At 39.2% G+C, this 24280-nt stretch carries 26 protein-coding genes; 22 read left to right on the plus strand and 4 right to left on the minus strand.

The window, feature by feature from the left end:
• Positions 1–328 precede the first annotated feature (328 nt).
• The 18 genes from HCJ30_RS00745 (at position 329) to HCJ30_RS00830 (ending at position 15587) form a co-directional block, all read left to right on the plus strand.
• A complete protein-coding gene (locus HCJ30_RS00745; RefSeq protein ID WP_185390576.1) occupies positions 329–1543 on the plus strand; it encodes an LPXTG cell wall anchor domain-containing protein in 1215 nt (404 codons plus the stop codon).
• Between the two features lie 116 nt (positions 1544–1659).
• Positions 1660–2310 (plus strand): GntR family transcriptional regulator, encoded by a 651-nt coding sequence (locus HCJ30_RS00750; RefSeq protein WP_185390577.1) that lies wholly within the window; start codon positions 1660–1662, stop codon positions 2308–2310.
• 41 nt (positions 2311–2351) lie between these two features.
• Positions 2352–2951: an efflux RND transporter periplasmic adaptor subunit gene (locus HCJ30_RS00755; protein WP_185391554.1), complete on the plus strand. Its 600-nt coding sequence runs from the start codon at positions 2352–2354 to the stop codon at positions 2949–2951.
• Positions 2952–2968: 17 nt separating this feature from the next.
• Positions 2969–3643: an ABC transporter ATP-binding protein gene (locus tag HCJ30_RS00760; RefSeq protein WP_185390578.1), complete on the plus strand. Its 675-nt coding sequence runs from the start codon at positions 2969–2971 to the stop codon at positions 3641–3643.
• Complete coding sequence (locus HCJ30_RS00765) at positions 3640–4806, plus strand: ABC transporter permease (protein ID WP_185390579.1); 1167 nt, start codon at positions 3640–3642, stop codon at positions 4804–4806. Before HCJ30_RS00760 ends, HCJ30_RS00765 begins: the two co-directional genes overlap by 4 nt.
• Before the next feature lie 18 nt (positions 4807–4824).
• A complete protein-coding gene (locus HCJ30_RS00770) occupies positions 4825–4968 on the plus strand; it encodes a BH0509 family protein (RefSeq protein WP_185390580.1) in 144 nt (47 codons plus the stop codon).
• Positions 4969–5038: 70 nt separating this feature from the next.
• On the plus strand, positions 5039–5521 hold the full coding sequence (locus HCJ30_RS00775; protein WP_185390581.1) for an SRPBCC family protein: 483 nt from the start codon (positions 5039–5041) through the stop codon (positions 5519–5521).
• A 170-nt stretch (positions 5522–5691) separates the two neighbouring features.
• Positions 5692–6150 (plus strand): PTS sugar transporter subunit IIA, encoded by a 459-nt coding sequence (locus HCJ30_RS00780; RefSeq protein ID WP_008946816.1) that lies wholly within the window; start codon positions 5692–5694, stop codon positions 6148–6150.
• A complete protein-coding gene (locus HCJ30_RS00785; RefSeq protein ID WP_003729043.1) occupies positions 6147–6479 on the plus strand; it encodes a PTS fructose transporter subunit IIB in 333 nt (110 codons plus the stop codon). The genes HCJ30_RS00780 and HCJ30_RS00785 overlap by 4 nt, the downstream gene beginning before the upstream one ends.
• Before the next feature lie 3 nt (positions 6480–6482).
• Positions 6483–7595: a PTS fructose transporter subunit IIC gene (locus HCJ30_RS00790; protein ID WP_061105414.1), complete on the plus strand. Its 1113-nt coding sequence runs from the start codon at positions 6483–6485 to the stop codon at positions 7593–7595.
• Between the two features lie 21 nt (positions 7596–7616).
• Positions 7617–10244 carry a mannosylglycerate hydrolase gene (gene mngB, locus HCJ30_RS00795; protein WP_185390582.1) on the plus strand — a complete coding sequence of 876 codons (2628 nt, stop codon included), beginning with the start codon at positions 7617–7619 and terminating at the stop codon, positions 10242–10244.
• A 32-nt stretch (positions 10245–10276) separates the two neighbouring features.
• Positions 10277–12211, plus strand: a complete 1935-nt coding sequence (locus tag HCJ30_RS00800; protein ID WP_185390583.1) for a BglG family transcription antiterminator — start codon at positions 10277–10279, stop codon at positions 12209–12211.
• 128 nt (positions 12212–12339) lie between these two features.
• On the plus strand, positions 12340–12777 hold the full coding sequence (locus HCJ30_RS00805) for a DUF4064 domain-containing protein (protein ID WP_185390584.1): 438 nt from the start codon (positions 12340–12342) through the stop codon (positions 12775–12777).
• Complete coding sequence (locus HCJ30_RS00810) at positions 12768–13178, plus strand: hypothetical protein (RefSeq protein ID WP_185390585.1); 411 nt, start codon at positions 12768–12770, stop codon at positions 13176–13178. The genes HCJ30_RS00805 and HCJ30_RS00810 overlap by 10 nt, the downstream gene beginning before the upstream one ends.
• Positions 13179–13286: 108 nt before the next feature.
• Complete coding sequence (locus HCJ30_RS00815; RefSeq protein WP_185390586.1) at positions 13287–14294, plus strand: inorganic phosphate transporter; 1008 nt, start codon at positions 13287–13289, stop codon at positions 14292–14294.
• 15 nt (positions 14295–14309) lie between these two features.
• A complete protein-coding gene (locus HCJ30_RS00820; protein ID WP_185390587.1) occupies positions 14310–14690 on the plus strand; it encodes a VOC family protein in 381 nt (126 codons plus the stop codon).
• A gap of 69 nt (positions 14691–14759) precedes the next feature.
• Positions 14760–15152, plus strand: a complete 393-nt coding sequence (locus HCJ30_RS00825; RefSeq protein WP_185390588.1) for a DUF1149 family protein — start codon at positions 14760–14762, stop codon at positions 15150–15152.
• A 12-nt stretch (positions 15153–15164) separates the two neighbouring features.
• The gene (locus tag HCJ30_RS00830) at positions 15165–15587 is read left to right on the plus strand and encodes a NusG domain II-containing protein (protein WP_185390589.1); all 423 of its coding nucleotides are present in this window, start codon (positions 15165–15167) and stop codon (positions 15585–15587) included.
• Positions 15588–15629: 42 nt separating this feature from the next.
• On the opposite strand, the gene rph is transcribed toward HCJ30_RS00830, so the two are convergent.
• Both rph and HCJ30_RS00840 read right to left on the minus strand, forming a co-directional pair.
• Positions 15630–18230, minus strand: a complete 2601-nt coding sequence (gene rph, locus HCJ30_RS00835; protein WP_185390590.1) for a rifamycin-inactivating phosphotransferase — start codon at positions 18228–18230, stop codon at positions 15630–15632.
• 200 nt (positions 18231–18430) lie between these two features.
• Positions 18431–19291, minus strand: a complete 861-nt coding sequence (locus tag HCJ30_RS00840) for a cell envelope integrity TolA family protein (protein ID WP_185390591.1) — start codon at positions 19289–19291, stop codon at positions 18431–18433.
• 234 nt (positions 19292–19525) lie between these two features.
• Here HCJ30_RS00840 and HCJ30_RS00845 point away from each other — a divergent pair, with 234 nt between their 5' ends.
• The 3 genes from HCJ30_RS00845 (at position 19526) to HCJ30_RS00855 (ending at position 22245) form a co-directional block, all read left to right on the plus strand.
• Positions 19526–19717 carry a hypothetical protein gene (locus HCJ30_RS00845; RefSeq protein WP_185390592.1) on the plus strand — a complete coding sequence of 64 codons (192 nt, stop codon included), beginning with the start codon at positions 19526–19528 and terminating at the stop codon, positions 19715–19717.
• A gap of 25 nt (positions 19718–19742) precedes the next feature.
• The gene (locus HCJ30_RS00850) at positions 19743–20552 is read left to right on the plus strand and encodes a ZIP family metal transporter (RefSeq protein WP_185390593.1); all 810 of its coding nucleotides are present in this window, start codon (positions 19743–19745) and stop codon (positions 20550–20552) included.
• Between the two features lie 292 nt (positions 20553–20844).
• Positions 20845–22245 carry a polysaccharide deacetylase family protein gene (locus HCJ30_RS00855; RefSeq protein WP_185390594.1) on the plus strand — a complete coding sequence of 467 codons (1401 nt, stop codon included), beginning with the start codon at positions 20845–20847 and terminating at the stop codon, positions 22243–22245.
• A gap of 110 nt (positions 22246–22355) precedes the next feature.
• On the opposite strand, the gene HCJ30_RS00860 is transcribed toward HCJ30_RS00855, so the two are convergent.
• Both HCJ30_RS00860 and HCJ30_RS00865 read right to left on the minus strand, forming a co-directional pair.
• Positions 22356–22655: a phage repressor protein gene (locus HCJ30_RS00860; RefSeq protein WP_070260219.1), complete on the minus strand. Its 300-nt coding sequence runs from the start codon at positions 22653–22655 to the stop codon at positions 22356–22358.
• A 79-nt stretch (positions 22656–22734) separates the two neighbouring features.
• The gene (locus HCJ30_RS00865) at positions 22735–23289 is read right to left on the minus strand and encodes a TMEM175 family protein (protein WP_185390595.1); all 555 of its coding nucleotides are present in this window, start codon (positions 23287–23289) and stop codon (positions 22735–22737) included.
• A 137-nt stretch (positions 23290–23426) separates the two neighbouring features.
• Between HCJ30_RS00865 and HCJ30_RS00870 the strand changes: the two genes are divergently transcribed.
• Entirely contained in the window at positions 23427–24239 is an 813-nt protein-coding gene (locus HCJ30_RS00870) for a Cof-type HAD-IIB family hydrolase (RefSeq protein WP_185390596.1), read from the plus strand.
• Positions 24240–24280: the final 41 nt, after the last annotated feature.

Raw genomic sequence — 24280 nt, forward strand, 5'->3', positions numbered from 1 at the left:
ATTTCTTTCTACAATTATTAGGTAATTTTTCGGGAGCATTTAATTTCCCAGACGTAACAGAAATCTTAAACAACCTAATCAAAGGAATCTTCGGTTGATTTTAAAAAAATAAAAATAAGAAAGGAGGCTACTAAAGATGAATTTCTTTTTACAATTATTAACTAACCTTTCTGGCGCTTTACGTTTCCCAGATGTAACAGAAATCCTAAACAACCTAATCAAAGGAATCTTTGGTTGATTGTCAAGTAGAATACGTTGAAATATAGGGTTAAGACTATCTTAACCCTATTTTCTAATTAAAGATGTAAAAGAGGAGGATTTTAAATCCATGAAAAAAATAATCGCGATCATTACAACAGTTGCGCTACTAGCTATGGTTGTTTTTAATTTCACCCCAGGTATCGTTGCAAAAGCAGCAAACAGTTCAGAAAGTAATTTGACCTACAAAGATGTACGAGGTGGTTTTTACTTTGTTGGTTATGAAAATGTCCAACTTGAAAAAGGCAAAACATACAAATACAAAGTGGCTTATGAAGCAAATGTTGATATGACAATCACAGATACAATTACAGGACAATCCGCAAAAGCGGGACTATTTGTACCAAACTCTTCCGGTGCAGCACTTAACAACAACGCTGTAACTCGTACACAAGATAACGTGATGGACGTAGCAAATGATAATAGTAAAGTTTTCACACATACATTCGAATTTACAGCAAATGAAGATACAAAAGCAGACATCGGCGTGTTCGCAGGTGCCGGATCTGTTTTACCAACAACGCCAGAAACTTCGCTAATTTGGAAAAACATCACTGTAACAGACGAAACACCAGCAGAAGCCCCAACAGCCCCAGTTATTAACGCAGAAGATAAAACAATCAAACAAAATGAAACGTTTAATCCTCTAAATGACGTAACTGCAACGGATAAAAAAGATGGTGATATTACTAGTGCCATCCAAGTGACAAAAAACACCGTTGATACGACTAAAATCGGCGAATATGATGTGGATTACAAAGTAACAAACTCAAGCGAAATCACAACGCTAAAAAGCATCAAAGTAACCGTAACTAAAGAGGCAGAAACAGCAAACACAGCGCCAGTCATCAATGCCAAAGATCAAACAATCAAAGTTGGCGACCTATTTAATTCGTTAAAAGGCGTTACCGCAACGGATAAAGAAGACGGCGACCTAACAGCAAAAATCAAAGTAACAAAAGACACAGTGAATAATACGAAAAAAGGTGTTTATCAAGTCACGTATACCGTAACAGATTCTGGCAATCTATCAGCAACACTTACAATCAAAGTGACAGTAACACAAGACTTAACGCTTATTATAGAACCAATCAAACTGATTCAAAGCGGAACACCAAGCGATCCTACAAAGCCTAAACAAGCTGCTGGAAATGCAGAAACGCCAAATGTAAAAGCAAGCAAAATACCAAAAACGGGTGACAACTCGATGATTTGGGTAGTTCTTGCTGGGCTTGGCTTAGCTACAGTCGGCATTACCACGTATCGCAAAAAAGCAAATAGATAAATTATCATGGATGAAAAGAGTATTTTTAGTACGATACTCTTTTCATTAACTAGATGATAAAATGGCATTATAAAGCTGTTTTTAAGAAGTTTTATATAGGGAGAGGGGAATCAGTTATGCCGAAAATTGCTAAAGGTGACCGATTGGAAAATGTAGCTTTTGAGTACATCAAGAACAAAATCACAACAGGTGAGTATCCAACGGGGTATCGTGTAGTAGAAGCGAAATTATCCCAAGAACTAAATATGAGCAGAACACCGATTAGGCGGGCGATTATCAACCTGTGCCATTCCGGTTTTTTAGTTCATCAATACAACCGTGGTGCGTTCGTTCAAAACACAGAAGTAACGATTACAGAATTTTTTTCACGGATGAAATTAGTCGAACTTTTAATGTATGAAAGCGCGGAAAAATTAGTCTTACGGGAAGATTATGTTGTAGTAGATGACATCATAGAAATAGCAGAGAGCGTCATTCAATATGAGAAAAATAGAGAATATGAGTTAATGCGTGGTGCTTTTGAAGATTTTATTAGTATTTTTATTGGCAAATTGAATAATGATTATTTTAATCGAGTCATTCAAGATTTATGGAATGAAATAAATGACAATGCAACAAAAGAAGTACGGTTGATTATTGTTTCGGCAAGTGATCGAATTGCTGAAGAATTAGCGCACATGATTGCTATTTTAAAATCATGGGATTACGAACAACTAAAAAAATGTTTTCAACACATTATGAACGCAATGATCTTAATTGCTTTTTAAAGAGAGGTTTTTAACTATTGAAAAAAATAAGCTGGGTTATCATACTGATTATCATTGGTGCATCAGTTGGCTATTATTTTATAAAAGAAAAGGAACAAAAAACGCCGCAAATCATTGACTACAAAACAGTCGAGGCGAAAATGGCTGATTTAAGCGTCTATGTTTCCGCAGAAGGACACATCGTAAAAAAAGAAAATAAATGGCCTGAATATGAAGATTTTGCGGCCCGAATTATGGTAGACGAACTAGAAATCAACCAAATAAAAGAAAAACAAACAGCTAACGTACATATCGAAGCAGTAAATAATAAAGTCTACAAAGGGAAAATAGCTGATATCAACGAAAAAGGAGTCATAAACGGGTCTGTAACTTCCTACGCAGTAACCATTAATCTGGAAACCGAAACTAATTTAAAAGAAAATATGTCCATTAGTGCAGACGTGCTTGTAGCGTTAGAAAAAAATGTTCTAACAATCCCAATTGAAGCAGTTCACACGGATAAATCAGATAAAAATTACGTCTATATTGTTGACGCTGATAAACAAAAGAAACAAGTTTGGATTGAAACGGGCAAACATAATACCAAATCTATCCAAGTAGTGAAAGGTCTTACTGCAGGACAACAAGTGATTATTCCTTAGATGGAGGCGAACACAACATGATCCAACTATTCAACATTTCAAAATCCTATCAAATGGGAGAAAATACCGTCAAAGCCTTAGATAATGTATCCCTTCAAATCAAACAAGGTGAATTTTTAGCGATTATCGGACCATCTGGCTCCGGAAAATCCACATTAATGAACATCCTTGGTATCCTTGATAAAGCGACTTTAGGCGAATATTATCTCAATAAAGAAAATCTAATGCGAATATCTGACAAAAAAATAGCCAAAATTAGAAATAAGAAGATCGGCTTTATTTTTCAGCAATTTAATTTAATGCCGCGGCTCACTGCTTTTGAAAATGTCGAATTACCACTAGTCTACCGTGGTGTCCGTAAAACTACCCGAAAAAAAGTAGTAGCAAAAAGTTTGGAGCGAGTTGGTTTATTAGATAAAGCGAAACATTTACCAGCACAACTTTCAGGCGGGCAACAGCAACGCATCGCCATCGCCCGAGCCATTGCCGGAAGCCCCGAAATATTACTGGCAGATGAACCAACAGGGGCTCTGGACTCAAAAACGGGCGAAGAAGTGATGGCTTTGCTGAAAGAAATTCATAGAGAAGGAAATACACTAATTATGATTACACACGATAAAGAAATCGCCGAACAAGCCGAACGAATCATAGAAATAAAAGACGGAAAACTCCGTGAATGGAATGAATTATGAGCCTTTTTCAGAGTGTGAAATTAGCATTAAAACAACTACTATCCGCCAAATTTCGCACATTTTTAACGATGCTCGGAATTATTATTGGTGTTTTTTCGGTTATACTGCTTGTTTCGATTGGTGAGGCGATATCGAAAAATGTCGCTACACAATTAGGCGATATGGGGAGCAACTTGGTGTCAGTTAGTTTTTATTCAGATAATCCTAACGACAAATTCACGTATAAAGATGCGAAAAGTCTTTTAAATCGAACTGAAATTGGCTCGCCGGAAGTGATGCAAACAAAGGAAGTTCGAACGAGCGACAAAACTGCGAGCAATCAAGTGACGGGAATAACGGAAGAGTATGCCAGCATCAAAAATTTGGAAGTTGCGTTAGGTCGATTTTGCTCGAATGTCGATGTTCGATATGCTCAGAAAGTAACAGTTATTGGCTCGGAAATTGCCAAAACCTATTTCAAAAACCAAAATCCGGTCGGAAAACATCTGCAAATTGCTGGTGCCAGATATATGGTCATTGGCGTTTTGGAAGAAAAAGGCGAGAGTCTCTTTGGATCAGCAGACGAGAAACTGTTTATCCCAATTACTTCCGCAGAACGACTTTTTAAAACGGATTCTGTAGATTTATATTATGTTCAAACCAAAAATACGGGGCAGGTTCCGGCGGCAGTGAAGCAAATCGAGCAGAAAATGAGTCAGCTTTTTCCGAATAATAAGGATGCGTATACGGTGGTGAATCAACAACAGGCGCTGGATACATTTGATAGCATTACGAGTACGCTGACGATTGGACTTGGGGCGATTGCTGGGATTTCGCTACTCGTTGGCGGGATTGGAATTATGAACATTATGCTCGTTTCTGTCTCGGAGCGGACTCGTGAAATTGGGATTCGAAAGGCGATTGGTGCGGGTCCCGGCGATATTTTAATGCAGTTTTTAATTGAAGCGGTTGTGCTTAGTTTGTTAGGTGGGGGAATCGGGATTTTATTAGGTGTTTTTTCGGCGCAGCTCGTTACGGTCGCTTCTAGTTTTGAAATGCACGTTTCTGCCGCGACGATTCTTTTAGCAGTTGGGTTTTCGATGTTTATTGGCGTGGTGTTTGGCGTAGTTCCAGCACGGAAGGCATCGAAAAAAATGCCGATAGATGCGTTGCGAGCGGATTAACTAAAGGAGGCGTTTGGGATGGAAATAGAACAACAAGCGGATGATACTTGGGTTTTAGTTGAAATTGTCAGCCTTGTGACCAACGTGGAACGACAAAGATTAAGAGAACTTAGCTATTCTGAATTGGAAGATTTGTATAAAAGAGTGGTCGTTGAGCGTTAAATCAATCCTAGTTTTTGCGAGAACGATGAATCTATGCGAAAATAAAAGCAAATTAGTGGGAGGGATTTTGATGGATGAATCAATCACGAAGCTAGATGCTGGCGGGGCGGTCGTTGAGTTTGAATTAGAAATCAACGCATCGGCGGCAGCGGTTTTCGAATTATTAACAACAAATGAAGGCTTGGCAAAATGGTTTGATGAACTTGAAATGGGTGAACTTGGCGCGGATGGACATTTACTTTTCGTTATGACGCCTGAAGAAAAAATAAAAATGCCAATTCGCGCATTGGAAGCTAACCAGAAACTTGCTTTCGAGTGGGATCAAGATGAAGTTGCCTTTGAACTGAATGCCATTGCGGCGAATAAAACGAAGCTAACATTCACAGAACAGCTCACTGCAATCACCGAACATAGCCCGAGAGATATTTCCGGTTGGCATATTTGCTTGAAGAAATTACAAGCGAGCGCAGAAGGAAAAACATACGATTTCAACAAAGCAGAGTTCGAATCACTTTTTGCTAAGTATCAAAAAGAACTAAATATCGAAAAATAAAATCCTTTAGAAAAGCCATAAATGAAGCTGAGAATGCTTTGTTTATGGCTTTTTTCTGTATGAATTAATCTTTTTCCACTTTAACTGGAAATTCCTTATGTTCAAAAAAGTAATCGGTTTCATTAGAATGTAATTGTAAGCAAGGCATTGAAAAAATACGGGGTGACGAAATGATAGTATCAGAAGAACAATTATTTTTAAATCAGCATCTAAGCACAAAAGAAGAAGTGCTAGCTTTTATTGCAGACAAGGCGGCTGAAATTGGCATCACGACGAATTCGGCACAAGTAGAGCGCGATTTATGGGCACGCGAAAAAGAATACGCAACAGCAGTACAACAATTAATCGCCATTCCACATGCGAAAACGGAGGCAATATCGGAAGCGAAACTGCTTTTCATTCGTCTTGTTGAACCGATTGATTGGGAGTCAAAAGAAGGCTTTAAGGCACAAGCCATTTTTGCGATATTAGTTCCAGCAAGTGAAGCCAGCCAGCAACATCTGAAAATTTTATCCAGTGTGGCTGTGAATTTACTAGAAGAAACGTTTCAAGAACAAATTTTAACGATTAAAACGGAACACGAACTGATGGATTACTTGAAAGATAATTTGGAAGGAGAATTGATATGAAAGTTGTAGGAGTTACGTCATGTATCGCAGGACTTGCGCACACACCAATGGCAGCAAAGGCATTAGAAAAAGCGGGAGTAAAATTAGGTCACGATGTCAAAATCGAACAACAAGGAGCGATGGGAACAATCGATGAAATTACGCCAGCTGAAGTAAGCGCGGCAGATGTAGTTATCATCGCGGCGGATAAAGTGATCGACGGGGAAGATCGTTTCAAAGGAAAGCCAGTCGTTCGTGTGAAAATTGGTCAATGTGTCGCGAACGGGGAAGCGGTGTTGAGTAAAGTAGTTGCAGCAATTGAAGCACGCAAACAAAAGGAGGCTAATTAAGTCATGAAAGGGAAATTAAACGAAGCAAAAGACCACTTAATGTCGGGGATATCGTATGCACTACCGGTTATTATTGCGGGGTCACTTGTTGTAGCTGTTGCAAAATTAATTGGGATTATTGGCGGGGTTACAAATCTAGATGCTTACGCTGATGCAAGCGGATTTTATCATTACGTTTATTTATTTCAAAATGTAGGTTGGGCGGCAATTGGCTTACTTAACTTAGTGCTTGCTGGATATATTGCTTATTCAATCGCTGGCAAACCGGCGCTTGCTGCGGGTTTTGTCGGTGGGGTTTTGGCTACTAGTACAAATGCTGGTTTCTTAGGTGCTGTGGTCGCTGGTTTCTTCGCCGGTTGGTTAACAAACTGGGTGAAAAAACATGTTCGTATCACTGGACCAGCTGCTAGTTCTTTACCGCTAATTATTTTGCCACTTATCACGGTTGGCGCCACGGGGATACTGATGTCACTTATTCTCGGCGGACCGCTTGGATGGCTAAACCAAACATTACTTGATTGGGTAACAGAAATGTGTAAAAACGATACAAATGTCATTATTCTAGCACTTATTTTAGGAGCAATGATTGGATTTGACCTTGGTGGACCTGTGAATAAAGCTGCTTGGATGGCTGGGAATGCGCTATTTATGAGTGGGATTTACCTACCTTCGATTATGATTAACGTCGCAATCTGTATTCCGCCACTTGGCTACGGAATCGCTACACTTTTACGCAAAAAGAATTATTCTACTACGTTCAAAGAAGCTGGAAATGGTGCGCTAATCATGGGACTAATTGGGGTCACGGAAGGTGCGATTCCATTTACACTACGTAGCCCTGGTAAATTAATTCCGCTAAATGTAATTGCCTGCGCGATTGGTAGTGCTGTAACAATGGGACTTGGCGCTTATGTGAAAATGCCGCCAATCGGTGGGATGTATGGTTTCTTCACCATTGGTAACGGCTGGGCTTACTTAGTTGGTGGTCTAGTTGGAGCATTTATTATCGGAATTTGCGCGAATTTATTCGTCAATTTCACCGAAGAAGAAACAGCTGCTGCAGACGATGCTATTGACGATATCGATATTAGTTTTGACGAAATAGAGATTAAATAATAGTTGGAGGATTTAATTAAAATGACTAAAACGAAAGTACATGTAATTCCGCATTCACATTGGGATAGAGAATGGTATTTCACTTCAAGCCGCTCAACAATCTATTTAGTGAAGCATTTAAAAGAAGTAATTGAAACTTTAGAAGCGAAAGACGATTACCATTTTTACTTAATGGATGCTCAAAGTTCGTTAATAGAAGATTATTTGCGCTACTGCCCGGAAGATAAATCTAGATTAGAAAAATTGATTGCTGAAAAACGCCTTATTACCGGACCTTGGTATACACAAACGGATCAATTAGTCATTTCACAAGAATCGATTGTTAGAAACTTGCTTTATGGAACGAGAATCGCTCGCGAAATGGGACATAGCATGGCTGTTGGTTATGTCCCGGATGCGTTCGGGCAAGGCGGAAACATGCCGCAAATTTATAAAGAATTCGGCATTTCGAAATTTCTGTTTTGGCGCGGAGTTGCCGATAATCGCTTAAAACAAACCGAATTTATCTGGCAGGGCGATGACGGGACGGAAATGCTAGCGGAGCAAATCCCATTCGGCTATTACTACGGAGCGAACATTCCGGAAAACGAAGCCGAACTTAAAACGTATTTGGATGATCAAATTGGTGCTCTGGAAGAGAAAGCTTCAACGCCAAATGTTTATTTCCCAAATGGCTTAGACCAAGCGCCAGTCAGAAAAAATTTGCCAGAATTAGTTGCGAAATTCAATGAATTAGATAGCACGCGGGAATACCAAATCGCTTCACCAGAAACATTTTTCGCGGATTTAGAAAAAGATGTGACCGATTTACCAGTCATTGCCGGCGAATTAACAGAAGGAAAACATAGTCGCCTGCATAAATCGATTTTCTCTACTCGGGCGGATTTAAAACAAGCAAACAATCAAATCGAAAACTTTTTAAGCAATGTGCTGGAGCCAGTTCTTTCCATCAGCTACTCACTTGGGAATCGCTACCCACACAATGAACTCGCAGAAATTTGGAAGTTGATGTTTGAAAATGCTGCACACGATAGCATTGGTGGCTGTAATAGTGATACGACCAACCGCGACGTCAAACATCGTTACAAATTGGCTTCAGATTTAGCGACCAATTTACTCGATTTAAACATGCGCCTAATCAGCGAAAAAATCGAACAAAAACAGCCGTTCCAATTTACCGTTTTCAACCCACTTCCATACGAAAAAAGTGGCGTTATCAAAATGACTGCATACATTCCAGAAGATAATTTCACAGTAGAAGATACGCAAGGAAACACGCTTGAATACACGATTCTAGAAAAAACAGACCTAACTGAATACGTCTTAAATCAACATATCGATCTAAACCCAAGCAAACCCGTTTATTTACCAGCAAAAGTCTTTTTAGCGACAATGCTAGTAAACGTAAATAGTCTTCCAGCGCTAGGCTATGACACCATCTACTTTAATTTAGAAAAAGAAACTCCAGTGCAAGAACCGACACAATCCGCCGCGACAAAAATCGAAAACGAATTTTATGAAATCCAGTTAGCAGCCAACAATTCACTAACGATTCATGATAAAAAAGCGGGCAGAACTTACACCGATCAAATGATTTTTGTGGAAAATGGCGACGATGGCGATTCGTACAACTATTCTCCGCCACGAAAAGACCTTGTAATTTCATCAAAAGAAGCAGTAGTGGAAAGCATAGAGTCTAGCATATCAAGCGTCAACCAAGCATTAACTATTTCCTTCAAGTTAAATGTACCGTATAATTTAGAAGAACGTGCAAATGGTGAAAAAAATAACGAAATGACTATTGAAACAGTAATTTCTTTACGTAAAAACGAAGAACTCATTCGTTTCGATGTGCAAATTGATAACCAAGTATTGAGTCATCGTTTATGCGTCACTTTCGCCACCGAAATTGCTAGTAAATTCTCGACAGCTGACCAATTATTCGCGCCAATCAAGCGTCAGGTTCGCCTTCCAGAAATGGACGTGTGGGAAGCGGAAGAATGGCAAGAAGCGCCAATTTCGATTGAAGCAATGCAAAGTTTTGTTAGCTTACATGATGAATCTCATGGGGTTGCAGTAATGACAGAAGGCGTGCGCGAATATGAAATCATTGGCGAAAATTACGATACGATTTCGCTAACTCTGTTCCGCACATTTAGCCATATGGGTAAAACCGATTTACTATATCGTCCAGGTAGAGCTTCCGGTGAATCAATCGTTGTGACCCCAGACGCGCAACTACTTGGCGAAATCAACGCAACATTTGCGCTAACTTTATTTGAAAGCTCTTTTGATGAAGCGGAAATCGCGAAAAAAGCAAAAGAATATTTGTCGAATCCACCAGTTTACCAAATGTCAGATTTTCTAAACGGCCGCTTGATTTATGTTTACCGCGACGAAGATAAAATACTGGATGCCACATATAGCTTGGAACTTCCGACAATAGACGGAGCGATTATTAGCGCAGTGAAAAAAGCCGAAGACAGCGATGCCTTCATTACGCGCTTTTTCAATCCATATTTACAAAAAGAAATCACGATTCCAGAAATTTTCCAAGGCAAGGAACGCCGCTTGGATGAAAGTAAATCAAACGAGAAACAAACGATATTAAAACATGCTAAAGTACAAACGTATTTATTTGAAAAGTAACATCTAACTACCTAAAAAAGGAGCTGCTACAAATGGGATATTTCGCTTATAAACGTTTGGAAACACTATATGGCATGCTCCTTGATGCGGGTAGCCACTTATCAGCTCAGAAACTCAGCCAAGATTTACATATTTCCGAACGAACGATACGAACGGACATTGCTAAACTAACCGAATTTCTCGAAAGCCACGGGGCAACCATAACGCTTACTCGAGGAGCGGGATACAAAATCGAAATCCTTGATCCAGCCGTTTTCCAAACTTTTCAGGCCGAAAAAAGCAAACCGAAAAACGCCGATTATTTTGACTTAGATAATCCCGAAGAACGCGTAAAATATGAGATTTTCTTGCTGCTATCAAGCGCCGACTACATTAAATTGGAAGACTTGGCAGATACGATTTTTGCTAGCCGTGCAACCATTTCAAATGATATGAAGCAAGTTCGAAAAGTTATTGCAGCGTATGATTTAACGCTCGTCTCAAAACCGGGTAGTGGCGTGAAAATTATCGGAGAAGAAGAAAAAATGCGCTACGCTTTAACCGCGCTAATTGCTTCCAAAAACACCCCGGAATCCTACTTAGAAACATTTTTCGAATGGCATAAACAAAAAGATAAACTGCAAAAATTAATGACAGCCGTGACCGATTATTTTTTTGCGACCAACATTCGTTTCACAGACGAAGCGCTTCAAAATTTACTTTTACATATGATGATTTTAGTGGAACGAATTGAACTCGGGCATACGTTGGAAAAGTTTGAATTAACGGATGTTAGTGAAGAAGAAATCGCAATTGCGTCTAAATTGGCTACTATTATAGAATCCCTTTTCGAAATAGAGATTGCGGACGCGGACAAAAATTATTTACTTCTCCAAATCGCCAGCAAACGAATTCTGAATGTAGAAGATAAAGAAATTAGCGAATTTGATGATTATGCGTATATCGAAGGCATGTTGGACCGCATTGAGTCACATTATTTTTATCATTTACAGGATGACATGCAGCTGAAAAAGGATCTTGTTGCCCATATTCATTCGATGTTATACCGCGTGAAATACCATATGACCGTCAAAAACCCAATGACGGAGCACATCAAGCGCTATTACCCGTTAGCTTACGAAATCACGCTCGATGCAGTAGAATCACTAAAAAAAGACTACCCATATGACATTAATCAAAATGAATTAGCCTATTTGGCGCTTCATATCGGGGCATCTTTAGAGCGAAATTATCAAATCTCTTACTATCGGCATAAATCGGCTTTAATCGTCTGCGGCTCAGGTTTTGGAACGGCGCGAATTGTGGAAGCAAAAGTGAAGTCGGCAGTGAGCAATCTCGACATTACAAAAGTGGTTTCGATTCAAGAATATAACCGTTTTATCCATATTGAAGAAGATATCATTCTTTCCACCGTTAGAATACCTGAGAAAAATAAGCCGGTCATCAAAATCAGCAACATCCCAACTAATGAAGAATTAAAAATGCTTGGGGCGATTATTCAAGAACAAACCGATCCAAACCGCGGCTTTCTATCCAATTTTTTCACGGCTGATTTTTTTGCGAGAAGCAGTATGACGAGTAAAACGGCAATTTTAGAAGAGATGGTCGACTCATTGCAGCGGCAAAATATTGTTGGCGACGACTTCCTGCGCTCGGTTCTCGAACGTGAAAAACTAGGCTCAACTGTACTCGGAACTGGAATAGCAATCCCACATCCACTCGGACTGATGGCGAAAGAAACAAAAATCGTTATTCGGATATTAGATAAGCCAATCAAATGGGATCAAAAACAATCCGTTCACGCCGTATTTTTACTATGTATAAGCAAAAATGATTATGAAGAAGCCATTAATATCTATGAGTTACTTGTGGAATTAGTGCGCGAAGAATACGGTGAAAAACTTTCAGGGCTTTCTGATTTTTATGCATTCACGGCTCTGGCAAATGATATATTGAAGAAAAAGTAAAAGCTATCTCCTTTTTTCAGGAAATAGCTTTTTCGTGAATTTTTCGTGAATTTTCTCATTTTTGTATTTAGTGAAAGCGTATTTCATGGTACACTATAAGAATACTAACTAAACATATGGAGGATTTAATGAACAGACAAACAGAATTTACATTACTTATCGTTGGTGCTTCGTTAAGCATATTAACTTTTTTTGGAGCTGCGCTTTACGCCGTGATTTTTGGTTTTAGCGCGCTGGTGATATTTGACGATGCAAGTTATTTCGCGAGTTCAGAAGATTTATTTGTAACAGGGATAATGGCTTTTGGCTCAATAATTGCCGCAATTTTTGGTCTTATATCCGCAATTTTTGGCTTCATTGGTGCATTTAAAGTGAACAGTGGCGGCTCAAAATTAAAAACAATCGCCATTTGCTTTATCATTTTAGGTGGATTACAAGCTTTCTCAATTCACGGAATTTTATTCATAATTGCAGGTATTTTAATACTTAACAAAAAAGAATATAAAACAGTTTCTAAGAAATATGAAACAATTTCTACAGAAGATGAGGGGACGAAATGGGAATGATGATATTCTTACCAATACTTTTTATTGTTGGTGCAGTTTTAGGACTAGCAGCAAAAGTACTTTTAGCAATCTGGGTATATAAAGATGCAGATCAACGTGGAATGAATGCCATTCTTTGGTGTCTGCTGATGGTATTTATTAATGTAATTATTATTCTTGTTATTTACCTTATCGTTCGTACGAAAGGTGAAGTCATTAAGCGTAACTTAGGACTATTGATTAGCGGGATTATTGTAGCGGTAGTTAATACTATTATTGCCATTTTTGCAGTGATTTTCTTAGTATTCTTTGCGATTACGGATGATGGAATGTATAACATGATGAACGGTTATGACTATGATTACGACTATAACTATGATGATGGCGATCAATACGACCGCGAAAACTGGGAAGAATTTTAATTAAATCAACGAGAATCTGCTACCTAATATGGGAGCAGATTCTTTTTATTTTCCCGCAAAAAGGGTATAGACAATAAAAAAGTGAATCTCGACAAGGAGAACTGCTGAATGGATACAGTTATTTTAGTAACGATTATTATTGTCATCGTGGGGTTGGCATTTGATTTTATCAACGGCTTTCACGATATTGCCAATGCTGTGGCCACGAGTATCTCAACTAGAGCGTTAAAACCGCGCGTAGCTATTGGAATTGCAGCAATCATGAACTTTCTGGGCGCCATTTCGTTTACAGGTGTGGCGGAGTCGCTCACGAAAAGTATAGTAGATCCATTTTCGCTTAATAATGGGGAGTTTGTTGTTTTATGTGGCTTGATTGCCGCGGTGATTTGGAATTTGATGACTTGGCTTGTTGGTATGCCGAGTAGTTCCTCGCATGCGCTGATTGGTGCAATAGCTGGGGCCTCCATCGCCTCCGCAAGCAGTTTCAGCGTGCTTAATTGGTCTGGATTTACAACGATTATCGTCGCATTAATTATCTCGCCAATTCTTGGTTTTACAGTTGGTTTTCTGATTTATTCGCTCTTCAAACACCTTTTTCACGATAAAAAACTTGGAAAAATGAATCGGCGCTTTCGTTTTATCCAAATTGGAACCGCGGCGGCGCAAGCTTATTCACATGGAACGAATGATGCGCAAAAAACAATGGGTGTTATCACGCTAGCCTTAGTTGCGAGTGGACTTTTGAAAGAGTCGGCGGGTATTCCGTTTTGGGTCCAAGTGAGTTGTGCGGCATCGATGGCGATTGGCTCGTCTGTTGGTGGCTACCGGATTATCAAAACGGTCGGAACGAAAATCATGAAAATCACCCCGGTTACTGGAGTTGCATCTGATTTAAGTTCGCTTTCCGTCATCATGACAGCCACCCTGATCCATTTGCCAGTAAGTACGACGCAAGTAATTGACAGTTCGATTATGGGCGTTGGAACAGCTAACCATAAAAAAGAAGTCAATTGGCGCACTGGGAAAAACATGGTTGTCACTTGGTTTATAACGTTACCACTGGCAGGAATTTTGGCAGCAGTGGTATACTGGATATCAGCAGCAATTTTTTTATAATAAGGAGGGTTTTTAATGAAAATTGAACACGTCGCATTATGGACAACTAACTTAGAAAAAATGAAACAATTTTATATTACTTATTTTGGTGCAACTGCAAATGATTTATATGAGAATAAAACAAAGGGCTTCACATCTTACTTTCTTTCGTTTGCGAGTGGGGCAAGACTAGAGATTATGAGCCGGACGGATGTAACTAATCAAGTAAGCGGTGAAAACCTAGGCTGGGCGCATATCGCTATTTCTACAGGAACAAAAGAAGCGGTCGACGAATTGACTGAAAAACTAAGACAAGATGGTTTTGAAATTGCCGGTGAGCCAAGAATGACAGGGGACGGATACTACGAAAGTGTCGTACTTGACCCAGAAGGCAACCGCATCGAAATAACTTGGTAGCAGTAATTTGCCAGCCAGTTAGTTATCATGTAATATACGGATGTACATATTATAAATGAGGTGAATTTTATGGATATTGTAACTAATAAGATTGTCGTAGAAAAGTACAACTTTGAAACAACGATGGAACCAAATGAGCAATTCGAAAACAAAATTGAATTAGAGGTCCATGAAGTAGAGCCGGTCGATGGAAATGTGGAGCTTATGTCAAAAGGAAAAATTTTCAAGATAACTATTCCTTTTTTATTAGTCCTTGAAAATTTCCGGATTGATGGTAGAATCAGCCGCATTATTCAATTAAAAGATTTTTTCGGCGATTTTTCGGATTTAGAAGCGGTTGATGTGGAAGGGATATCGAATCCATTAATTGACTACATCAAGCGTTTAACATACGATGTGACGGAAATTGCGTTCGATGAGCCGGGGGTTAGTCTGGATTTTAACGCTAACCATAATGGCTAGTTAGGAGAGAAAATGCGTCAATATATGAAAATGGTACGCCCATTTGATTTTGTTATTATCGTTGCACTGATTTTGGGTTCGTTTTTACCACTAATATTATTTTCTGTCGCGGAAGCTAAAAACGTAGGCGATGATGTCGTAGCAATCATTTCACAAGATGGCAAAGTGATTCGGGAAATCCCTTTAACTGGCCACAAAGGAAATGAACAGTTTACGATTAAAGGAAAAGGCGCGCAATATAATTTGATGGAAGTAGATGGCGAGCGGATTCGTATTAAAGAAGACAACAGCCCAGACCAAGTAGGCGTCAAAATGGGCTGGAAATCCAAAGCCGGTGACACCATTGTTTGTCTACCACATAAAGTATTCGTAGAAATCAAATCAACAGACAAAAAAAGCAAGGACCCCGATACAGATTTAATTGTGCCGAATTAAAAAATCCAGCATTCTCTAAAAAGAGCGTGCTGGATTTTTCGTTTAATCAAGGATTTCAATATAGCCATCTGTACCATTTATCCGTATTTTTTGGCCGTCTTGGATGATATTCGTCGCATTTTCGACGCCGACGACAGCGGGAAGACCGTATTCCCGTGCAATTACAGCCCCGTGCGTCATCAGTCCGCCAACCTCCGTAACGAGTCCTTTAATGGAAACAAATGCTGGTGTCCAACTTGGGTCGGTAAAAGCGGTAACTAAAATATCGCCATCCTCCAAATCAGCTTTTTCCATCTCTAAAATGACACGGGCCCGACCCTCCACTGTGCCAGATGAAACAGGGAGACCAAGAATAGCTTCTTCTGGCAGGTTTTCGCGCTGGTATTTTCCGTTGATCATTTCGCCGTCGGAAGTAAGAATGCGTGGTGGCGTCAATTTTTCAAAGGAAGCAAAATCGCTTTTCCGCGAGTTGATGAGTTCATAGTCGGCTTGATCGGCACGGACGACCTCGCGCAGTTCATCAAAATAAAGGAAGTAAATATCTTCTTTTTCGTGAAGTACACCATTTTCCACAAGTTGTTCTCCGGCACGTAGTAGAGCGGTTTTGTAAACAAAATAGCGATTTATCATGCCGTATTTTGGATATTCACGATACCCAATGAAATGACGAAGAATATCGATTTTCGCTTTTGTTTCAGCGACTTTTTGTTCTCCATCTGGCAATTGGTGCAAGCGAGCGAGGATTTCTTGTTCTTTATTAGCTGCTTCTTTTTCACCTTGCTCAAATTTGTGTTTACTTGCGCCGGGTTCAAAGTTTTTAATGTTGCTTAAAATTAGCGGTACCAGTGTTAACGGGTTTTCAATCCAGCGCGTTTTCGTTAAATCAATTTCGCCCGCACAACGCATGCCGTATTTTTCCAAGTAATCCGTAAGTACTTTTTTCGTTTCTGCACCACCATCTAAAGCCGCTAATTCATCCAAAAAGTGAGGATTTTTCGTTTGTTCTAAATAAGCTCTAACGGCAGGGTGGGGGCGAATGACGTCTGCCACATCAAGTAGTTCAAGCCCCATCTGTGAAGTAATATTATTTGGGGCTGATTCAGAAAGTTTATCCGCCACATTTTTCTCTCCAAGCCACTCGTAAACATGTTCATTTAGCCAAGCGGAAGCATCCATTCCGGCCATAATCGCATCGATACTAGTCGGGTTAAATAAAACATTTTTTAATTCCGTTAAATCTTCTGCAATAAAATCAAGCAAATCGGAACCATTTTTTGTTTTAATCGTTTGTTGCAATTTTTTAATCGAGTTTTCGCTGTTTTTAACTAATTCAAAAACGACTGATGGGTCAGGGATGTTTCGGACTGGTGGTTTTCCGGGTGCGGTCGCCTGAACTGGTTCATTTTCAATTGGTAATGGTGGTAAAAAATTCTTTTTATTAATCACAGTGAGTAATGCGTCTTTAATCAGCGGATCCGATTGGCCGAGAGAGTTCACCATCATATCTCTGGAAGCTTGGGCCGACAAACTTTGCGTAATATCGACAAATAGCCGCCCGCCAGCAGTATACATGGAAGCGGGAGTTGTCATTAAGTAAAAGGAAAGTCCAAGTGGCTTCATTGCATCAGTCATCATTTGCTGATGCGCAACAGAAATATAGACGCGATTACCGGGCTCGCTCCCTTCCGGAATTGGATATAAAGTAGTAATAGGTCGACTTTGCACAATATAAAAAACATCGCCAACTAAGCACCATTCGATATCTTGCGGCTTGCCAAAATAGGCCTCAATTTCTCGACCAAGTTTTGCAAGTTGTAAAATTTGTTGATCTGTTAGTGTCTGCTCGGTTTGTTGCGATTTTTCGAGCGGGCGCGTTTCTGTTCCGCCTTCTTTTAAACTGTAAATGGCGAGTTTTTTTGTCGCGATAATTTTGTTTGTAATAGTATTTTCTTGGACGGTGTAAGAGTCAGGTGAAACTAAGCCGGAAACGAGCGCCTCGCCCAAGCCAAAACTAGCGTCAATTGAAAGCGATTTTCGGTTAGAGGTAATCGGGTCAGCTGTAAATAAAATACCAGAAGCGTCTGGAAAAATCATTTGCTGAACAACAACGGCTAGCTGAACTTTGCTGTGCTCGAATTGATTTTGAATCCGGTAAATAATCGCTCGTTCGGTAAATAAAGAAGCCCAACATTTACTTATGTGCCGCAAAATTTCATCTTTACCAATAATATTTAAATACGTATCGTGTTGCCCAGCGAATGAAGCGTGGGGTAGATCTTCCGCAGTCGCGCTTGACCGCACAGCAAATGCCTCATTAGCACCTAAGTTTAAAAGAGCGGCATCGATAGCATCTATGATTTCAGGAGCGATGGGAATATTTTGGATGAGTGTTCGAATGTCCGAGCTGATTGCTTGAATGGAAGAGCCGTCACTTGTTGTTAGTGTGGAAAGACGATGGAGTAGCTGCTGGAATTCAGTGTTTTCTGCCAATGTTTTTTTATAAGCTTCTGTGGTGAGGCAAAAACCTGCGGGAACTTGGACGCCGGCAATTTTGGAGCAGGCACCTAGATTCATGCCTTTACCGCCAACCAGGGCTTCTGTTGCTTTGTCGATTTCTTGAAATTTTAATACGTATGGCTTCATTTATTCATCCCCCTATTTTTTTCGAAAAAATAATACTTGACTGTAAAGAATGGTTTATTGTATAATTAAAGTAGGGATTGCTTTACACAAGCACATTTAAACGATTATATCTATATAAATTTATCACAAAACTACCCTGAATTCAATTAAAAACAAATATAAAAAGCAAAATTTCTCATCACAAGAAATTTTGCTTTTTTTTACTGTTCAAATTTACATAAAGTTAAGCCTTGTGCTTTTGCTTCGGAAACAGTTACAGCCGTTTCACCATTGGAGTTGTTCAAACCGCGGCAGTTTTGATCATAATGATATCTTTTACCAGTGGCAGTAATATAAACCATTTGTCCTTGTTCGTTGCTATTACTTGGTTGTGCAGCGGCACGTTCTGCGGAAGCTCGTTTTGCTTCTTCGGCTTTTTTCTCAGCTGCGACTCTAGCTTCTTCGGCTTTCTTTTCGGCCGCCACTTTTGCATCAGCTGCGCGTTTTTCTTCGGCTGCTACACGTTCACGTTCTACTCGTTCTGCTTCAGCTTTTTCAGCCGCTACTCGCGCTTCTTCTGCTTTAGCTGCCAGTTTTGTTTCATAAGCAGGGGTTACTGCTAGTTTAAGCGTTTGTTCTTTCGTTTGGCCGTCAATTGCAATAGAAAGAACAGCATCTTGCGCTTTATCAAGTTCATTTACAGAAAGGCGGAAGGCACCCTTTTCATCAGCTGTAGTTACAGCGTCTGGCAGGTCCACCAAATCAAGCGCTACAACTGCTCCAGGATTTGTTTTCCCTTCGACAATCAAAGTTCCCTCATCATCCGTCGTGAAAGTTGTTTCTGCTTCTAAAAGTGGCTTAGTCTCAATTGTTTTCGTTTTTTCTTCTTGTTTTGGTTCTTCCGTGGCCGCTTCATCTTCAGCTGTAGGAATAATCCCAATCCCAATAATAATCGCTAAAATAGAACTAATAATAACAATTTGTGTTTTTCTGCGAGGCCAATTTCTCTTTCTAAACCGTAAAATCCCAAAAATTAACACACCAATACCTGCTAGAAATAATAAAATTCCTAATCCCGTCATATACATCTCCCTCTCCCTTTTTGTTCAACGCTATATTATAGGCATAATGTGAGTGAATACACAAGATAAAAAAGCTGTTTTATATACAAAAATAGAGAAAAATAATTGAAAATATCGCGATGTCTAATGAAAGGTGAAATAAATTACAAAAAAATAACCGAAACTCATCAACTTGAATAATCTATTTGATTGCTTTATGATGAAGGAAAGACAAGTGTTTTGGAGGTGCTAGAGATGACAAAACCGATAGAAGAAATTGGTGCTGAGCTTGGAGAAAAAGCAGAAAAAGTAGCTCGGAAAACGGGAACTGTTGCTGGGACGGCGGCTAAAATTTCTGTTTATGGTTCCGTTTGGGCTGTGAAAACAGGTGTGAGTAAAGCTCGTGCATTTACTCGTGGATTTAAACAAGGATGGTCTGGCAAATAAGCAATAGGAAAAGGGAGAAAGTGAATTGTTAAATTACTTATCGCAATTAAATCCGGTATTGTTAGCATTACTTGCCGGGATTTTCACATGGGCTTGTACAGCAGCTGGGGCTTCACTCGTATTTTTCTTTAAAAATTTAAATAAAAAATGGGGTAATGTCATGCTTGGGTTTGCGGCTGGTGTCATGCTCGCAGCAAGTTTTTGGTCGCTACTTGCCCCGGCAATAGAAATGAGCAAGGACTTAGGGAAGTTTTCTTTTGTTCCGGCATTAGTTGGCTTTTTACTGGGAGGAATATTTTTACGTGTGATAGACCGTATTATTCCGCATTTGCATTTCGGGTTTCCAGAACAAGCGAAGGAAGGACCGAAAACTTCACTTCGGAAAAGTATTTTACTCGTTCTATCAATTACCATTCATAATATTCCAGAAGGCGCCGCGGTTGGGGTTGCTTTTGGAGCGGTAATAACAGGAGACACGGAAACGCTTATTACAGCGATAGTATTAGCGCTTGGTATTGGGATTCAAAATTTTCCAGAAGGTGCGGCCGTGTCCATTCCTTTGCGCGGAGAAGGGCTTTCGCGGAAAAAGAGCTTTTGGTATGGGCAATTATCGGCGGTAGTTGAACCGATTTTCGCAGTAATTGGAGCGGTTTTAGTTGTTTTTGTTACACCTATTTTGCCGTTCGCACTTGCATTTGCAGCTGGAGCGATGATTTTCGTTATTGTAGAAGAATTAATTCCGGAGTCTCAAGTAGAAGGTTCGGCGGATTTGGCAACTGCCGCAACAATGGCTGGCTTTGCAGTGATGATGGTTCTAGATGTTGCTTTAGGTTAAAAACGAAACTGTTTAAAAACGTGATTAAATATTTGCGGAATACGTTTTTTTGCGGTAGAATTGATAGTGAAATATTTCACAATATATGCTAGTTTTCAGGGGTAATCCTGTAACTATACACTGGACACGGAAAAAAGCTCCCACTTTATCCGTGTCTTTTCGTAATATTTTGTACGAAATTTTTGGTCCTTTTTTCCTATTTTAGTACAAAAGCTAGAAAGTTGTTTTTTTTCATGTATAATTGTTTTATAAGAAAAACTGGGGAAGGTTTTTCAAAGGTGAGGTGCATAATGTGAAAATTAGGTGGATTAGAACTTCACTAGTTACGATTCTCATTATTGCCGTGGTTTTTGTTGGTGTAATAGGATTCCAAAAATACCAATTTTCAAAGTCGCGCAACAAAGTAATAATGCAGATGGACAGACTAATGAAGGACCAAGATGGAGGAAATTTCCGCCGCTTGGATAAGAAAGAAAATGGAGTAGAAATTATTTCTTACATTCCTAAAACTACTGAGAAAAAAGACAACGAAATTATCCAAAAAGAAATTGAAAAGGCCACAGATGCAGAAGTGAAGAAATTAAATAGAGATAATGAAAAGCAAGGGATTATTTTCTACACTTATCAAAAGCAAAAAATGGCCGAACAAGCAGTATCTTATAAAGCAGTTCAATCTGAGTACGTAAAAGAAGGTAAAACTAAATTTGTACTCAAAGAGAAAAAAGATATTTGCAAAAACATTGTAACCGACGCAGAAACAGGTGCTTTATTAACACTTGGGGAAGTATTAATAAAGAACGATGAAACAAAACTAAACGTAAAATCTGCTGTTGAGCAAGAACTTATTAAAACAGGGGATTATTCTTTAAAAGATGTTGGGAATCTTGGGAATATCAAGAGTTTAGTGAAATGGGATCAAACTGATTTTGAAATCACTAATTCTGAACTAATTTTACCAATTGAAGTTCCAGGGGCTTCAGAACCGAAGAAAGTGAATGTACAACTTGCGGATATTGCTAGTTCTGTGAATAAACGCTATTTACCAAGTAGTGTTAAAGTTCCAGAAGTACCAAAAGCAAAAACCAACAAGCGAATTGCACTTACTTTTGATGATGGTCCAAGTGCGGCAGTAACGCCACAAGTACTGGATACATTGAAACGCTATGATGTAAAAGCGACATTTTTTGTACTAGGTTCAAGCGTAGTACAAAATCCAGGTTTAGTAAAACGTGAATTAGCAGAAGGGCACCAAGTTGGAAGCCACTCCTGGGATCATCCACAATTAACTAAACTATCAACACAAGAAGTATATAACCAAATTTTACAAACACAAAAAGTAGTATTTGATCAAACTGGATATTTCCCAACGACAATGCGCCCTCCATATGGTGCAGTCAACAAAGAAGTTGCTGAAGCGATCGGTCTTCCGATAATTCAGTGGTCTGTTGATACAGAAGATTGGAAAAACAAAAATGCTGGCGTAGTAACGCAAAGAGTCCTTGCAGGTGCAACGGACGGTGCGATTGTACTAATGCATGATATCCATAAGACAACTGCTGCAAGCCTTGACGCTACATTGCAACAACTGAAGAGTCAAGGATATGAATTTGTGACAATTGACGAACTTTATGGCGAGAAATTGCAAATTGGGAAGCAATATTTCGACAAAACAGAGTCAAGAATGGTGAAATAAAACTCGGTAGCTAAAGTGAGATAATCATTTTAGCTACTTTTTTATTTAAAGAAGCCTGATTTTGGGCAAAATAAAAAACATCCAACTTTTCGTTGCATGTTACCTAGCATTTACCAAATTTTGGTGACAATGCCATAAATACTATTACGTGTGATCCAACCATTCACGTGTTTGTGATTATTAGAAATTTGATATTGCTTACCGCGAACTTTACTAATCTTATGTGTAAAAAAACTACCGCGAACTTTACAAAATACGATATCGTTCACTTTTAATTCTCTCGTGCCAATCGGTTCTAAACGAACAGGTTGCATCGATTTAATTAAAGGTAACATCGAATTTCCGCCTTCTTTATAACGTTCAATGGTCTCGCCACGTCTGAGTATCTCTACTGCATCCAGGCTTCTCATAGTTATGCTCCTTTCTAGTTGTTAATGCAAGAATAACAAAATAGTAAAGTGAAGTCAACGAAACATTTCGCTGACTTTTTTATTTTTTTGTTTGACGGCGGTATACGAGCTGCATTATCCAACCAGCTACCGGGAAAATAATAAATAAAATGGTGGAGATTTGTGGCGCAGAAAAGCTAATAGTACCAATGATTATAACAAATATAAAGCTGGAGATTCGAAATATCCAATTATCAATACCAGAATTTTTTCCGTTTACAGCACGATGCAATAATTGGAAAATCAGCGAGGTAAGCAAAATAGTGATAACAAAGCCAATAATGGGAGCGGTCATATCTGGATGTTGCATAATTGCCCTTGTAAATAATGGAACAAGTGACAAAATGAGTAAAAATAAAATATTAAATAATACAGCCGATGTGGAAATGGATGTTACTTGATCAAAAAGTCGGCTGTGCGTATACCAAAATTGGCCGATAAGTAATCCAGCTTCTATAAAAATAAAAATTTCCCATAAGAAGGTTTGTGTACTCGCGGGGGTAAACATATCAGGTAAAGTCATTCCTAAAACAATTATCGTAATTATAATTGCAAATACACCATCACTAAATGCTTCTAATCTACCTTTTGACAAAAATGTGCCCTCCTTTCATTTTATAGAATAAGCTTGTTCATTATAGCACATTTGGCACACGAATAAGCAGTAGCAGTATGAAGAGAGAAAGTTCTGTTATAATAGAATAAAATTAACTTGAAAAGGCGTTGAGATGGATGATTAGAGCGATTGCTGTAGATATGGACGGGACTTTTTTAGATGAAAATGGCGAATATGACCGCGTGCGATTTGAACAGATTTATGCGGAATTAGTGCAACGTGGGATTCGATTTATTGTTGCGAGTGGTAATCAGTATTATCAGCTGGAATCATTTTTCCCTGGGAAGGATGACGAGCTTTTTTATGTCGCTGAAAATGGGGCGGTTATTTTTCATCAAGGGGAATTGCGTAGTGTAAATCGTTTTGCGGAAGAGCTTATTCATCAAATTTTGCGGACGTTAATTCAGGAATATCAGGACTTGCAAGTGATTCTTTGTGGCGTAAAAAGTGCTTATTTGTTAAAGGCGGCTAATCCGGATTTTAAAGAATTTGCGAAAAAGTATTATTTTGAGTTGCAAGAGGTGGATTCATTCGATGTGCTTCCGGATGATACGTTTATCAAGTTTGCGCTTGATGTCGAAGTGGCTAAAACTGGGCAAATTGTGGAAGATTTGAACCAAACGTTTGCTGGGGAAATTCGTGCTGTTTCGAGCGGGCATGGGAGCATTGATATTATTATTCCGGGTGTGACGAAAGGGAGTGCGATTCAGCAGCTTTTGAAGGAGTGGCAAGTGGCACCAGACGATTTGTTAGCTTTTGGAGATGCGAATAATGATTTGGAAATGCTAAAATTAACTCCGAATAGTTATGCGATGCAAGAAAGTAGTCCGGAAGTTCTTGCTGCTGCAAAATATGTGGCCCCTTCAAACCAGGAAGCTGGCGTGTTACAAGTGGTGGAAGATTATTTGAAAAAAAGCCAAAGATCTTGATCCGATCTTTGGCTTTTTTGAAAGTGATAAACGTGTCGGTT

The organism is Listeria cossartiae subsp. cossartiae, from assembly GCF_014224155.1.
Taxonomy (GTDB): Bacteria; Bacillota; Bacilli; order Lactobacillales; family Listeriaceae; genus Listeria; species Listeria cossartiae.